General features: G+C 62.5%; 10 protein-coding genes and 2 pseudogenes. 2 read left to right on the forward strand and 10 right to left on the reverse strand.

Features of this window, described 5'->3' with window-relative positions:
* The 5 genes and pseudogenes from VGH68_RS07620 to VGH68_RS07640 all read right to left on the reverse strand — a co-directional run.
* Nucleotides 1-537: pseudogene (locus VGH68_RS07620) on the reverse strand (porin); the annotation flags it as partial.
* 140 nt (nt 538-677) lie between these two features.
* On the reverse strand, nt 678-1,277 hold the full coding sequence (locus VGH68_RS07625; RefSeq protein ID WP_331602955.1) for a DAK2 domain-containing protein: 600 nt from the start codon (nt 1,275-1,277) through the stop codon (nt 678-680).
* The gene (locus VGH68_RS07630; protein WP_331602956.1) at nt 1,274-2,275 is read right to left on the reverse strand and encodes a dihydroxyacetone kinase subunit DhaK; all 1,002 of its coding nucleotides are present in this window, start codon (nt 2,273-2,275) and stop codon (nt 1,274-1,276) included. Before VGH68_RS07630 ends, VGH68_RS07625 begins: the two co-directional genes overlap by 4 nt.
* A 99-nt stretch (nt 2,276-2,374) precedes the next feature.
* Entirely contained in the window at nt 2,375-3,718 is a 1,344-nt protein-coding gene (locus tag VGH68_RS07635; RefSeq protein WP_331602957.1) for an MFS transporter, read from the reverse strand.
* 123 nt (nt 3,719-3,841) lie between these two features.
* Nucleotides 3,842-4,732: a dihydrodipicolinate synthase family protein gene (locus VGH68_RS07640; RefSeq protein ID WP_331602958.1), complete on the reverse strand. Its 891-nt coding sequence runs from the start codon at nt 4,730-4,732 to the stop codon at nt 3,842-3,844.
* 241 nt (nt 4,733-4,973) lie between these two features.
* On the opposite strand from VGH68_RS07640, the gene VGH68_RS07645 reads away from it, so the two are divergent.
* Entirely contained in the window at nt 4,974-5,666 is a 693-nt protein-coding gene (locus VGH68_RS07645) for a GntR family transcriptional regulator (protein ID WP_331602960.1), read from the forward strand.
* A 411-nt stretch (nt 5,667-6,077) separates the two neighbouring features.
* On the opposite strand, the gene VGH68_RS07650 is transcribed toward VGH68_RS07645, so the two are convergent.
* The 5 genes from VGH68_RS07650 to VGH68_RS07670 all read right to left on the reverse strand — a co-directional run bounded on the left by VGH68_RS07650 (nt 6,078) and on the right by VGH68_RS07670 (nt 13,077).
* Nucleotides 6,078-7,946, reverse strand: coding sequence for a chloride channel protein (locus tag VGH68_RS07650; RefSeq protein ID WP_331602961.1), 1,869 nt, complete (start codon nt 7,944-7,946; stop codon nt 6,078-6,080).
* Nucleotides 7,947-8,341: 395 nt separating this feature from the next.
* Complete coding sequence (locus VGH68_RS07655) at nt 8,342-9,856, reverse strand: ATP-binding cassette domain-containing protein (protein ID WP_331602962.1); 1,515 nt, start codon at nt 9,854-9,856, stop codon at nt 8,342-8,344.
* Nucleotides 9,853-10,779, reverse strand: a complete 927-nt coding sequence (locus VGH68_RS07660) for a branched-chain amino acid ABC transporter permease (protein WP_331602963.1) — start codon at nt 10,777-10,779, stop codon at nt 9,853-9,855. Before VGH68_RS07660 ends, VGH68_RS07655 begins: the two co-directional genes overlap by 4 nt.
* A gap of 14 nt (nt 10,780-10,793) precedes the next feature.
* Entirely contained in the window at nt 10,794-11,669 is an 876-nt protein-coding gene (locus tag VGH68_RS07665; RefSeq protein ID WP_331602964.1) for a branched-chain amino acid ABC transporter permease, read from the reverse strand.
* 142 nt (nt 11,670-11,811) lie between these two features.
* Nucleotides 11,812-13,077 (reverse strand): ABC transporter substrate-binding protein, encoded by a 1,266-nt coding sequence (locus VGH68_RS07670; protein WP_331602965.1) that lies wholly within the window; start codon nt 13,075-13,077, stop codon nt 11,812-11,814.
* Between the two features lie 595 nt (nt 13,078-13,672).
* On the opposite strand from VGH68_RS07670, the pseudogene VGH68_RS07675 reads away from it, so the two are divergent.
* Nucleotides 13,673-14,350: pseudogene (locus VGH68_RS07675) on the forward strand (hypothetical protein); the annotation flags it as partial.

The raw sequence follows: 14,350 nt of genomic DNA on the forward strand, positions 1-14,350 counted from the left end.
ATTGACGAGCGTCGACGCATCGCCGGTCGCCTTCTGATAAACAGCGGACACGTAGATATCCGTACGCTTGCTCAGCACGTAATCGGCGCCCAACGTAAATTGATGCCATTTCGGATGCAGGCTATCCGAGGAAGCGCCCGGCAGATTGGTCGCGTGTCCATCGGTGAATGTATAGACCCCGATGAGCTGGACGGCCGGAGTGAGTTGATATCTGAGGTTCGCTTCGTAGTTGTTGAGTCGCCGCGCGGCACCGTCGTTGTATTGAATGTCCGAGAGGCTATAGCCGATGCCCGCGATGACACGGCCGAACACGTAGCTCGTGGCGGCCGCAAAGATGCGTTGACGTCTGACGCCGCCGTCCATGCCATAGAAAAACACCGAGCTATAGTCGTCGCCATTACTGGTCGATGCTCCGCCGACCGCTCCACCGGTATTGGAGACGGCGTTCGGATGATCGAGCTGCAGATACCCCGCGCCGACCGAAAACGGGCCGTGCACGTAGTTCGCCGACAACGCCCATGCGCGGTTATTGCCGAAGCTTTCTCATTGTTTTTATTCCTTTTCAGACCTGCTTTTCTACCGGTTCAATGAAATGAACCGCATACTTTTTATCTGCATCCCTATCGTCTAGTGCTGCCATTCAGATCCGCAATGCCGTGCCGAATGGCTAGTCACAGTCAAACGCTCTGCGCGATGCGCAGCAGCGCGACCATGCCCGGATCGTCTTGCCCCAACGAGCGCTCCGCGAACATCCGCGCGCGTCCGATGCGATTGGGGCGGCCGCGAAATGCGCTCAGTGTCTGTTCGATCGCGCTGCACGCCACACCCTGCCAGGCATCGCCCGCTGCTGCGGCTTCGAGCGCGTCGCCAACCGCATGCAGTGCATCGAGCACGGTCTTGTCGCCCAGCTTCGCTCCGCCTCTTGCGGACAGAACGTCCGTGATCCGTCGAATCAGGCTCACCACGTCTTCGCGCGTGAGTTCGACAGCCTGATCAGTTTGCTTTGCTGCCGTGAGCAGCGCCTGCGCGAGCAGCGTGCCGAAGCTCGATCCCGACGCGTTCGCGCAGCCGATCGCGGCGCGGCGGAAGACGTCGGTCAAGGTATCGGTCATGTGCGGCAAAGCGGCCTCGACTTCGATCGCGCATTTCTCGAGGGTGGCACCGAGGTCGCCGTCGCCGAGCCGTCCGTCGAGCGCGTTCAGTTCGGACGCGGCGGCGTGCAGTCCCGAGCACACACGCCCGATTGCGTGCTTCACTTGTGTTGCATCGAGCGTCATCGTGCGTTCCAGAAGGGACAGTTGGTAGGAGCCGCGAGAAGCCGCGACGACTCATCGTCGAGCGGCATCAGTGTCAATGACGCCCCCGTCATTTCCATCGACGTTGCGTAACGTCCGACCAGCGGAATCTCCACTGCAATGCCTTTCTCGTTCAGCGCCGCTCGAACCGAGCGATACAGGATGTAAAGCTCTTCGAGCGGCGTCGCGCCCAGGCTGTTCACCAGCACCGACACGCGGTCGCCCCGCGCGAGCTTCATGTCGGCGAGCAAGCGTTCGAGCATCTCGTTGGCGAGCTCGTCCGCGCGCTTGAGCTTGCCGCGCCAGATACCGGGCTCCCCGTGGATACCCATGCCGAACTCCATTTCATCGTCGGCGATCTCGAACGACGCGCGGCCCACCTCCGGAACGACACATGGCGCGAGCGCAATTCCGATCGACCGGCACGCGGCAGCGGCGTGGCTGGCGACGCGGGCGACTTCAGCAAGGGGCGCACCTTCTTGCGCTTTCGCGCCGGCCAGCTTGAACGCATAGACGAGCCCGGCCACGCCGCGGCGCTTTTCCATTTCCTGCAACGACGCGCTCGCGACATCATCGGCAACCCGCACCGACGCCACCGCCATGCCCTCCAATTCAGCGAACTCCTTTGCCATCTCGAAGTTCATCCGGTCGCCGCCATAGTTGCCGTAGAGTTGCAGCACGCCCGCACCGCCGTCGGCGGTGCGCATCGCCGCGAGGCAGTCGTTGACCCGCGGCCCGGCGAACACGTTGCCCACCGCGGCCGCATCGAGCAAGCCGTGTCCGATGTAGCCGTGGAACACCGGCAGATGGCCCGAGCCGCCGCCCGTCACGATGCCGACCTTGCCCTTGGTCGGCCCCCCCGCGCGCACGACCACGCGCGGTGCATCGGACAGGCGCTGGTACACATCCGGATGCGCGGCACACAGACCGTCGAGCATTTCATCGACGTAGTCGTTGGGTTCATTCAATATCTTCTTCACGTTTGCTCCAGGCGAAGAAGGACGCCGCCGTCGCGTGCGCGACAGCGTCCTTGTTACGTAGATCGATCGAGTGGGACCGGGGCAAGGCTGCCCCAGGTGTCAACGGTGTTCGGCAGCCGGCTTCGTTTCCGGCAACGCCCGCGCGCACACGGCGGAGAGCACCGCGATCGCCGCCATATATGCGGCAATCGGCCAGTAGGAGTTGAAATGCATCAGCAAGGCCGTCGCGACGAGCGGCGAGAGACCGCCGCCGAGAATCGGACCGATCTGTTGCACGAGCGACAAGCTCGTGTAGCGCACGCGCGCTGGAAACAGCTCCGAAAAGAACGCACCCTGCGCGCCGAACATCGCCCCGTGGCCCAGTCCCAGTCCGATCGACACGGCGAGCCAGATGGCCGGCGCCGTAGCGGCGTCCATCAACCAGAAGAAAGGCGCCGCGAAGACGGCCTGCAACAGCGCACCGAACACATACACCGGTCGGCGGCCGAACTTGTCCGCGCACAAGCCGAAGATAGGTAGCGTCACGCACTCGACCAGACAGCCGACCAGAATCCCGTTCAGCACCAGGGACTTCGGCAGATGATGCACGGTCACCGCATAGGTGATCGCGAAGACCGCGTAGATATTGAACAGGCCGCTCTCGGCGATCTTTGCGCCTATGCCGAGCAGGATGCGCGGCCAATGCTCGCGCAGCGCTTCGGCGATGGGCAGCTTCGGGGGCGCCTTCTCACGCGCTGCGGCTTCGAAATCCGGCGATTCGTCGATACGGAAGCGAATGAACAGGCCGAGGCCGACCAGCAGGATGCTGCCGAGGAACGGCAGGCGCCATCCCCAGCTTAGGAACTGCTCGTCGGTCAAAGCAGCGGAGAGCCCACCCATCAGCGCGATAGGCAGGAGGAATCCCGCCGGCAGCCCGATATGCACGACCGAACTGCAGAACGCCCGCATGCGCGGCGGCGCATGCTCGATTGCCATCACCATGCCACCGCCGTACTCGCCACCAATGCCGATGCCTTGCAGCAGGCGCAGCACGAGCAGCAGGATCGGCGCCCACAGGCCAATCTGCGCATAGGTCGGCATCAAACCGATCAGGAAAGTGCCAATGCCCATGATCAGCACGGTCAGAAGCAGCATGTTCCTGCGCCCGATGCGATCGCCGAAATGCCCGAACAGAATGCCGCCGAGCGGTCTCGCGCAGTAGCCGATAAAGAACGTGGCGAACGCGGCGATCGTGCTGATCAGCGCGCTATTGGCGGGAAAGAAAATCTTGTTGAAAACGATCGCAGTGGCCGTCGCATACAAGGTGAAGTCGTAGTACTCCACCATCGTGCCGATTGCGCTGGCGAACGCGACCTTCGCGTATTCGCGGCGCGTGCTGCGAGCCGCGACCCGCGTCGCGGTCCCGGAAGACCGGGAGTCGAACGGTTCAGCTTGTTGTGTCATTTGTCTCCTCGTCACTTTGTCTCGATCGATTGCGCGGGCGCGCCGCCGTTCTGCTGGCATTCACGCAGCCGCCTCCGCGCGGCCGGCAAGCTGGCCCGCGGACTGTAGAAGCTGGTGCGTTCGTTACGCGTCGAAGCGCAATACGGCGTCGAGTTCGCGCTTGATGTTGGCCAGCTGCGCTTCGCTCGTGCGCGGCATCGGCATGCGCGGCAGGCCGGCCTCGCAACCCTGCAATGCCAACGCGGTCTTGATGTTCGCGGGGAGATTGTCGGCGAAGATCGCGTTCCAGAAACGCAGCAACGCTTCGTGGATCGTGCGCGCGCGCTCATGCTCGCCGTTCTTCACCGCATTCCACAGCGCGACGCACACGCCAGGCACCGCGGCCGGGTTCGCCGCGATCGTGCCGTGCGCGCCCAGCGCGAACGACGGATACAGCAGCGCATCGACCGCCGTGTAGACGCGCGCATGCTTCGGCGCGCCGATGAGCAGGTCGGCCATCAGCTTGAGGTCGCCGGCGCTCTGCTTGACGCCCTGCACGCCCGGCAGTTCGTTCATGAGGCGGATCAGCAAGGCGGGCGACAGGTAGTTCCACGGCACGACGTTGTAGATCACAACAGGAATATCGACCGCGCTGGTGAGCGCCTTGAAGTGCTCGAACGTGGCCTGCTCGTCGGGCTTGAACACGTAGTGCACCGGCGTGACCTGCAAAGCCTTCACCGGCAGATGGGCGACCGCTTTCGCGCGGGAAATCGCATCGCGCGTGCTGTTCGCGATGATGCCGACCATCACCGGCACGCGGCCGTCCGCTTCCTCGACGCAAATCTCGGTGAGGCGCGCCAGTTCCTGCTGGCTCACCGTGTGGCCCTCTCCGCTGCTGCCGCCCACGCACAGGCCGTGCACTTTCTTGCGAATGTTGAATTGAACGACGTTGCGAAACGCCTGCTCGTCGATTTCACCGTCAGCGGTGAAAGGCGTCACGACGGGCGGAATGATGCCGGTAAGGTCGAGGCTCATGAGTCGGGTCTTGATCAGAAAGTGGGTGGGAGCAACGGCCGGACAGCTGGGTACAGCGCCAATCCGGCCGATCAGTGCGATGCGAACGTGATTGCGCGCCTCACAGGTTAGAATGATATCCGTAACATGTTACCGTGCTATCAGTGCAAACACTTACGATGTGAGCGCGCGGTTACAGGGCAACACACCGCGTTCATCGTTTATCCTTGGCGTAATGAATAGAACTGGAGCATCCGAAACAATGGTCGCCATCGAGCCGCGCACTCCCACTCTCGCGCAACGCGATATGGCCTATGAAGGCTTTCGCCAGCAGATCATGACCGCGGGGCTGAAGCCCGGGCAGTTCGTGTCACAGCGCGAATTGACGGAACTGCTGGGCCTGCCGCTCGCCGCAGTGCGCGAAATGATTCCGCGGCTGGAGGCCGCGCGGCTGATTCGCACGGTGCCCAAGCGTGGCCTGCAGGTGGCGCACGTCGATCTGAAGCTGGTGCGCAATGCTTTCCAGATTCGCGCGATGATCGAGCGCGAGGCCGTGCTGAATTTCGTGCGCAATGTAAGCGACGCCGATCTCACGCGCATTCAACGCGAGCATCAGGCGATTCTCAAGCGCGCACGCGCGGCCACGCCCGACGCGGAACTCGATCGCGACGCCCAGGCAGTCGACTGGGGCCTGCACGATTTCATGGTGGATTCGATCGGCAATGAGCTCCTGTCGGAGCTCTATCGCGTGAACAGCCTGCACGTGCGGCTGATTCGCCTGGACGCGCATGTGATACGTCCGATGCGCATCCTGCCGGCCATGGAGGAGCACCTGCAATTCCTCAAGGTGGTGAAGACACGCGACGAAAACGCCGCCATCGCGCAGATGATCGAGCACATAGAGCGCTCGAAGCAGCGCGTGCTGCACGCATTGCTCGAAGATCGCGGGAGCTGAAAGCGAATGCCGGCGGCCTCGATCAGAAGTGATCGAGGGCCACCTTGCCTACTAGCGTCTGCGGTGCGAGCCGTGTTCTCCGCTACAGTCCGATGAAGTATGTCTGCACCTCCGTCTCTTCGGACCATATCTGAACATCGAGCATGTCCCGGAACTCCACGACGGTGCCCCGATACATACAGCAAAATCCCTTTGCCGTCCGGTAGACGATTACCCACTCCGTCGTCCTGCTGCTCCCAGCCGCACTCGCGTGCGTTTCAAACGCGCGCCTGAACGTGTCGAGATGCAGCAATTTCCCGAGACGTCTGTACGCCACGTCCACATCGTGTCGTAGTTTCATCGATTCCTCCTTCCACGATAGCGCACTCGGCCCCACGCGGCCGGCACCAGGTCACCCTGGGTTGTCTGGTCCTAGCCGGGGAATATCTCGATACTCCCGGCCACTGCTTCCGCAATGTGCTCTTTCGCTATCACACCAAGCACACGAACCGGGCCGGCCCCGTCGTGCTGCTCGACTACGACCGCCATTACCGCGTGTTGCTTCCAGAGCCTGGATATCACGCTGAAAGCGACATCCTTCTCCTGGACCACAATGAAGTTACGCTGCGCCAGCGTCCCGAGTTCTATATCGGAATCGCTCTGGCTGACCGCGCGCCGCAATCCCGTATTGATACGCAAGACACCGTAGAGCTCCTGCTGTCGGGTGACGACGACATGCCGGAAGGCGGGTCCTTCGACGCTCAGTATCAGTTCTCGAAACGGTACGCGCGCGTCTAGCACCAGCACATCGGTTTCCATGACCTGCGACGCCTTTTGCACCAGAAACATGTTGGCGTGCAGAGCATTGGGAATCGGATGGCCCCGCCGCATGAGCTTGAGTGTGTAGATACTTTCGGCGCAGAGAAGCCGGCGCGCGCCCAGGCTGAATGCGACCGCGATGATCATCGGCAGCACTATGTCGTAGTCGCGCGTCATTTCGAAGATCATGGCGACAGCGGTCATCGCCGCGCCGGTGCCGCCGCCGACCATCGCGCCCATGCCTACCATCGCGAACGCCGGCGCGCTCACTGGAGCGCCCGGTACAGCCATTGCGATGAAGGATGCAAAAGCGGCCCCCAGTGCCGCACCAATGAACAGCGACGGTGAGAACACGCCGCCTGACGAACCCGATCCGAGGCTGACAGAAGTCGCGAGCGTTTTGCACAGCGCAAGCAGCAGCAGAAATCCTCCGCCCTGGAGTTGCCCGTAGAGGGTCGCCTGAATGGCGGCATAGCCCACTCCCTCGACGTAGTAATGCCCCGCATAGCGCCACAAGAAATACATCGTCACCCCGACGACCAGCATCCCAAGCGCGTGCCGGCGATACCGCCCCGGTATCCGGTCGAATGCATCCTCCGCCCAATGCAGCGAGCGGATCAGCAGCGCGGCGCCTGCTCCGGTCAGCGCACCTAGTAGCGCGTAGAGAACAAGCGTGACAACACTGCCCGGCTCGTTCGGAATCGCACCCAATTGTGCCGGCACAAAAAACGCTGGCGCCGCACCGAAGAACAGGCGGCCAAGAAACGTCGCGGTGCCCGTAGCGAGGGCCACCGGCAAGAACGTGTTGACACTGATCTCGGGCATCATCAGTTCAGTGGCGAACAGCACACCGCCAATCGGCGTGTTGAACGTTGCGGCGATGCCTGCACCGGCGCCCGCTGCAACCAGCGTAATTCGCTGACCAGCGGTCATGCGGACCAGTTGTCCCAGCGTTGAGCCAAGCGCGGAACCGATCTGGATGATGGGGCCCTCACGCCCGACCGCCGCGCCGGAACCAATCGCCAACGCGGACGCAATCGATTTGACAACCGCGACTACAGGCCTGATCACGCCGCGCTTGTAGTAAATCGCGTCCATGACTTCCGGTACGCCGTGCCCTTTTGCTTCGGGTGCAAAAGTACTCACGATCCAGGTCACCGCGAGGCCGCCCACCACGGGGACCAGGATAACGAATGGGCCCCAAGGCGAGGCGGGCGTAAAGTGACTGGCATCGTAGGCGAATGACAAGCGCCCGAGAAAGAACGCATTGTGGACAAGCCCGATCAGCGCGCGGAACACGACGGCTCCCAGCCCTGTTACGATTCCCACCACGAAAGCAAGTACGCAAAGCCAGCGCAGGCCCACCGGCGCAATCGAACCGTCTTCTTGCTGCAGCGCCGGCCGCGGCTGCAGCGGCGACACCTTGACGTGACGCGGATCGATGGCCGCGGTGCTTTCGGGCCGCCCGGATTGCTCATTCATGGCTTGCCTCTCTCGATGCACGCGGTGGTTCGCGTTTCACCCAAAGCCTGGGCGTCAACGACCACGCAGGCCGAATGCAGTGAACACCGAATGACTCAGGACTGCGCGCAATGGCGCGGCTGACGTTCGATCAGATTGCGCTGCCCTCTGACGTTGCGCAAGCAACCGGCAGAGCAATTCACCGGCCTGTCGGCTTTCCGTAAGGACGTCGACTCAAGGTTCGTACCGTGCTGCCCTGAAAGCCGATCAAGACGATTGGACTTTACTCTTATGCAGCGGCACTGGCCGCGCGAGACTCTATCGCGCGCCACTGTGTCTTGCGCAATGCCATGCTTCGGCCAGCTCGAACGGGTGTCCCGTCGACGCACGAGGCGAAAGCCAACCTCACTAGCACGTTACACCCGCGCGCGCATCCCTTGCGGCTCGCCTGAAGGCACCGCCTCCAGGAAGCCGTGCCCCATCTCGCGCTCGAAGCGCGACGGACTTCCCTCCCAGACGATGCGCGCATGTTCGAGCACATACACGCGGTCGGCATGCGGCAACGCGAACGTGACGTTCTGCTCGCCGAGCAGCACCGTGATGGACGTCGACTTCTGCAGCGCTTCGAGTGCCTTCGACAACTGCTCCAGGATCACAGGTGCAAGACCGAGTGTCGGCTCATCGAGAATCAGCAGCCTGGGCTGCATCATCAGCGCGCGGCCGATCGCGAGCATCTGCTGCTCGCCGCCTGAAAGCGTTCTTGCGGTCTGGCTCTGGCGCGATTTGAGGATCGGAAACAAATCGAACAACCAGGCGAGCTGATCTGCACGAATGCTGTCGGCGAGGTGATAGCCACCCAGATCGAGGTTCTCGCGAACGCTCATATCGCTAAAGAGTTCGCGCGTTTCCGGACATTGCACGACGCCCGCCCGGGCGATCGCCGCGCCGCTCATGCCCTTCAGTTCCTTGTCGCCGAAACGGATGATCCCCTCATAAGGCACGAGGCCCGAGATGGCGTTGAAAAGCGTCGTCTTGCCCGCGCCGTTCAGTCCCACGACCGACACGAATTCGCCTTCGCGCACATGCAGGTTGACGCCGTCGAGCGCCCTCGCCTTGTCGTACTGCACGCCCACGCCTTCGACCCCGAGAATAACCGGCCTGCTGTTGGCGCAAGCGGGCGCACGTTCGCGCAGTTCGAGCTTGCCGCCCAGATAGACGCGGCGCACGGTGTCGTTGCGCATCACCTCTTCGGCGGTGCCTTCCGCGACATGTTCGCCGAGATACATCGCCAGCACGCGATCGGCGAGCGCCGCCAGACTCTTCACATTGTGATCCACCAGAAGCACCGCGCGGCCCTCGTCGCGAAAGCCGCGGATCAGCTCCGAGAATGCCGCCGACTCCGTCGCGGTCAGTCCCGCGAACGGCTCATCGACCAGCACGACCCTCGGATCACGCGCGATCGCCTTGGCCATCTCCATGCGGCGCAGGTCCGCAAACGGCAGCGTCGCCGGATGCCGATGCATGACGGCGCCCAGACCCACGCATTCGGCGATTTCGCGCGCGCGTCCGTCCACGTGCGGCTCGGCGGCGAGTTTGGTGAGCGAATCGGGCAACAGCGCGAGCTTGATATGCTCCAGCACCGTCTGCCGATGCAAGGGCCGCGAGTGCTGGAACACGATGCCCACCCCCGCGCGAGCGATCCGATGCGGTGCCCAGCCGGCCACCTCGACGCCGTCGATCCTGATCGATCCCGCATTCGGCCGCTCGATGCCCATGATCAGCTTCATCACCGTCGACTTGCCCGAGCCGTTCGGTCCGATCAGACCGAGAATCTCGCCGGGCCGAACGTCGAAGCCGATATCCTTCACGGCGACCAGTCCGCCGAAGCGCTTGGTGAGGCCGCGTACCGCCAGAAGGGGCGCGTCGTTCATGGCTTTTCCCTCACGCGCAGCAGGTTACCGAGCAGCCCGTCCGGAAAGAACAGAATGACGGCGAGCGCCACGGCCGCGACCACGAAGGTGTTGATCTGGCCAAGCGGCCGCAGGAATTCGCCGGCAACGATCAGGAAAATCGATCCGAGCACGGCGCCCAGTATCGTGCGGCGGCCGCCGAGCACCGCCGCGATGATGATTTGCACCCCAACGGAGACATCGACCACGGTGCTGACCGAAGCGGTACCCTGGTAGAACACGAGCATCGCGCCCGCCACACCGGAGAACACAGCGCTGATGCAGAACGCCGCGAGCTTGTGGCGTGTGACGTTGAAGCCGAGCGCCTGGGCGCCGATCGTGTCTTGACCGCTGGCCTGCAAGATCAAACCGATTGCCGAACGCGACAGGCCGAACAGCAGGATCGCGCAAACGATCAGAAACGCGAGGGCAATCCAGTAGTTATACCGGGCGTCGACCGACATCACGTCCGGCACCATCATGCCGATCTCGCCGCCCGTCACGCCCGCGAAGATCACGATCGCGTTCTGCAGCAACAGCACGGCGACCAGCGTGACAAGACCGAAGTATGGGCCGCGCAAACGCAGCGCCGGCACGGCCAGCAGCAGCCCGCCGATCAGCGCGACCAGCCCGCCCGCAACGACGCACACCGGTATCGGCGCGCCCCATCGGGCATCGAGGATCGCGGCCGAATATGCGCCTAGCCCGATCAGAAAGGTCGGCCCGAAGTTCACCTCGCCCGCAAAGCCGAACAGCAGATCCCACGACATCGCAAACACGCCGAAATAGAACGCGACAGTCAGCACGCCCAGCACGTATCCCGACAGCCACCATGGCAGCGTCGTCGCCACTGCGGCGAGCAACGCGGCGGCCGCTATCACACGCGAACGAGAAAGAACGGTCATGACGATGCGCTCCGCTAACGCCGTCCAAGGAAGCCTTGAGGCCGCACATACACGACGAGCACCAGCAGCAGCAACGCCGGTAGCGGGCGCAGCGTCGGCGCGACGAGATAGGCGGTGATGGTTTCCAGATACCCGACGACATAGGCCGCCATCAACGAGCCGGACACGCTGCCCAGTCCGCCGAGTACGACAATCGAGAACGCGCTCGCCGTGAGTTGGCCGGTATTGTTCGTGCTCACGCCGAGAAACGACGCTAGCAGCACGCCCGCGATGCCCGCCAGCACGCCGTAGATGGTCCACGCGAGCAGATAGATGCGCGACAGTTCGAAGCCGAGCAGCGTGAGGCCGCGTGGGTTCATCGACGCCGCGAGCAGCGCCTTGCCGAGTCGCGTGCGATTCACGAACAGCCACAGCAATCCGATCACGACCCAGCAGAGCACCGCGATCATGATCTCATTGAACGGCACGCGCACTCCCCCAAGCGTCGCGACACCGTCGATCAGCGGGCGCATTGTCACGGGATTGTCGGTGAAGAGCCAGGCCATTCCCTGTTGGATCATGATGCCCCACAGCAGCGTGCCCGTGAGCACGAAGATTTCCTTCTCCTCACGGGGAATCGCGGCCGAACGCTGGATGGGCCGCACCACCATCAGATACGTGATGTATGCGGTGACCATTCCGGCGAGCACGCCGAGCAGGGTGCCCAGATACGTGCCGAGTCCGGCTTCCCCTGCGAGGAACCAGCCGGCTAACGCCGCCACCAGCATCACGCCGCCGTGCGCAAGGTTGAGCACGCCGGATACGCCGAAAATCAGCGTGAAGCCGATGGCGCCCAGCGCGTAGAGGGAACTGATCGCAAAGCCGTCGATGAGAATCTGCAATGGCAGCATGCCCGGACCTTTATGTCGATGGCTGAATCGGTGCATCGGGGCTGCCTGGAGGGTCACGGCATCGCGCGGACCGCTTCAGACAGTTTTAGCCGCCGACGTGGCGCAAAGGCCGCTCGGCGCACTGCGCATTCCCTGCACGCGGCTAGTTTGCGGCTGCGTGCTGCACCTTGACGAAAGCCGGGAACATGACCTTGCCGTTCGCTACGGACTTGGGCCAGATCGCGATCTGCTTGCCGTTCTGCCATTGCAGGTTGATGCCCGTGATATAGCCCGGCCCGTACTTCAGCGCATGCGTGAACTGATCGTTCCTGCCGTAGAACTGCCAGCGCCCGATCGTGCCGACATAGTCCGTCTTCTCGAGCGCATCGACCATCTGGTCCGGATCGGTTGAACCTTTGTTGCGTTTGATCGCATCCGCGAGGATGTACACGAGGTCGTAACTGGTGAAGCCGCAATACGCCGGCGACACACCGAATTTCTTCTGATAGGCGTCAACGAAGGGCACGGTCTTCGGCGTCATCGCGACACCCGGCGCCGCCGCCGACGCCGTGATCACGCCGTCCGTCGCACCGTTGGTGTCCTTCCAGAAGCTCGTGGTGGTGGCTTGCGAACTCTGCCCCGTCAGCGGAATCGGCACCTGCTGGTCATGCCATTGCACGGTGGGCTGCACACCGACATGGCTGATGCCGGTCGTGATCGTATCCGGATGCTTCGCCTCGATCTGGTTGAAGATCGGCGTGAAGTCGGACGTGTCAGGATTGAAGCGGATGTGATCGAGCACCTGCAAGCCGGCTTTAGGCAGACATTCCAGGAAGCGCTCGTCGAGCGGCTTGGTCCACGCGGCGTCTTCGCTCATCACGACGGTCGTTTTCATCTTGAACTGGCCGACCAGGATGTCGTGTGAGAAATCGCAGATCGATTGCGCGATGAACGCCGAGGTCATCCAGCCGTGGAAGGTGTACTTGTAATGATCGTAGTCGTCGTGAACGTGCTTCGAGATGTCGTTGCTGGCCGCACCTGGCGTGATGAACGGCATTTTCAGCCGTCCTGACCAGGGCTCCATCGCGAGCGCCACTTCACTGATGTAGCTCCCGATCACCGCGACCACCTTGTCCTGGGTGGCGGCCCGCTGAAATGCGCGCACGCCGTCGGACGCCGACGAGTGGTCGTCATACGCGATGATCTGGATGGGCCGGCCATCGACGCCGCCGTGCGCGTTGATCTCGTCCGCGGCGAGCTGCGCGGACTTGCTGATGGATGCGCCGGCGACCGCCGACTCCTCGCTGATCACACCTATTTTGATTGGATCTCCCGCTGCGTATGCGCTGGCGGTCAGGCCGAGCCCCGCTGCCACCATACCCGTCGCGACGACGCGAGACAGGCCCCGCCCTATTTTCTTGCTTGCCATCATGTTCTCCGATTCTGGACGATCGTCGAGTGACATCTGCTTGGCGCAATGCGGTTTTAAATGATGCACACACAACATATCACTGCGCTTTTACTCACTACATCGGTAATAACGAGTAGCAGGAGCGTGGGGAGCTCATCGTGCAGAGCAACAAAATTGCACGCCGGTTGCGCGACGGGTGTTGCGCTTCGGTACCCGTCGCGCGTCGCTTTTTCCCAGCGCGCGCCGCACCCGTCGAAGCCGGATCCGCTCGCGTCCAGTGCGCCCGCGGCATCGTCGTTGGGCGGTGTCGCTGGACGCGGCGGGGCTATCCACGACGCATCGAGACGATGCTCTAGCCGTTTCGCGCGCCCAACCATCGCCAAACCATAGTAGAGAAGCGACAAAAGACGGCACCTGCGCAGTTTCTCTGACAGTCTTGTTCATACAAGCCGTCTTTCATCAAAACAATCCATTTCGACCCGCGTGGATCTTAACGGCGCGGTCTCCACGTAGAGAATTCTGCATTACCTGGACCATAAGTTCGGGGTCCGTATATCAGCGAGAACCGCAGTGGCCACGCCAAGCCGTCCGTGAAACCGGTGACCATACGGGATTGAAGCAGCCGAATTCCGACGCGGAGGCTCTCATGAATGCGTCCAATGGCGAAAATCCGAATTCGAAGTTGACAGCAGATATAGCCTGTTGCGAAATGTGCATCTCGCTTGCGGCGCGCGCGGGCGTGCAAATTCCCGAAGACAGACTACGCGCCGTGAAAAACGCGCGCGCGGATCTCGACAGAGGCGAAATCAGCCCTGAGACAGAATCTGCGTTCTATCACGCGATGGCGTATATCGTCGCGGAATCACCTTATCCGAACGCGGAAGTCGCGGACGATCTTAAAAAGTGCTCCGAAGTCGTGTCGCACGCCGGACTCAACGGCAAGAAGCTCGCGGGATCGGATGTCGATGCGCTTGCCGCGGCCCGCCAGGCGCAGAGGGATTTCAGTTGGTCTCCCAAGGTCGAAGTGCCGTTCTACTCCGCGATGAGTCGAATCATCCAGGCGGTCGCGCCGGTCGTCGGCGAAACAGTCGGCGCGGAAGCGCGCAAAGGCGCGCGTAAAGCGATCTCCAGGTATTCGTGCTCCGCGGCGATTCTGACTTTGCTCGTGCTCGCGCTTTCGTGCCTACTGTTCGCGATCAAGCAGATATCGGATGACATCAAGCTCGTCATCCAGAGCAACGACCCCGTCGCACTCAGAATGCACAATCAGTTGCAGGCTTATGACGCCGCG

The sequence above is a fragment of the Paraburkholderia sp. genome (assembly GCF_036488505.1).
In the GTDB taxonomy this organism is placed as follows: Bacteria; Pseudomonadota; Gammaproteobacteria; order Burkholderiales; family Burkholderiaceae; genus Paraburkholderia.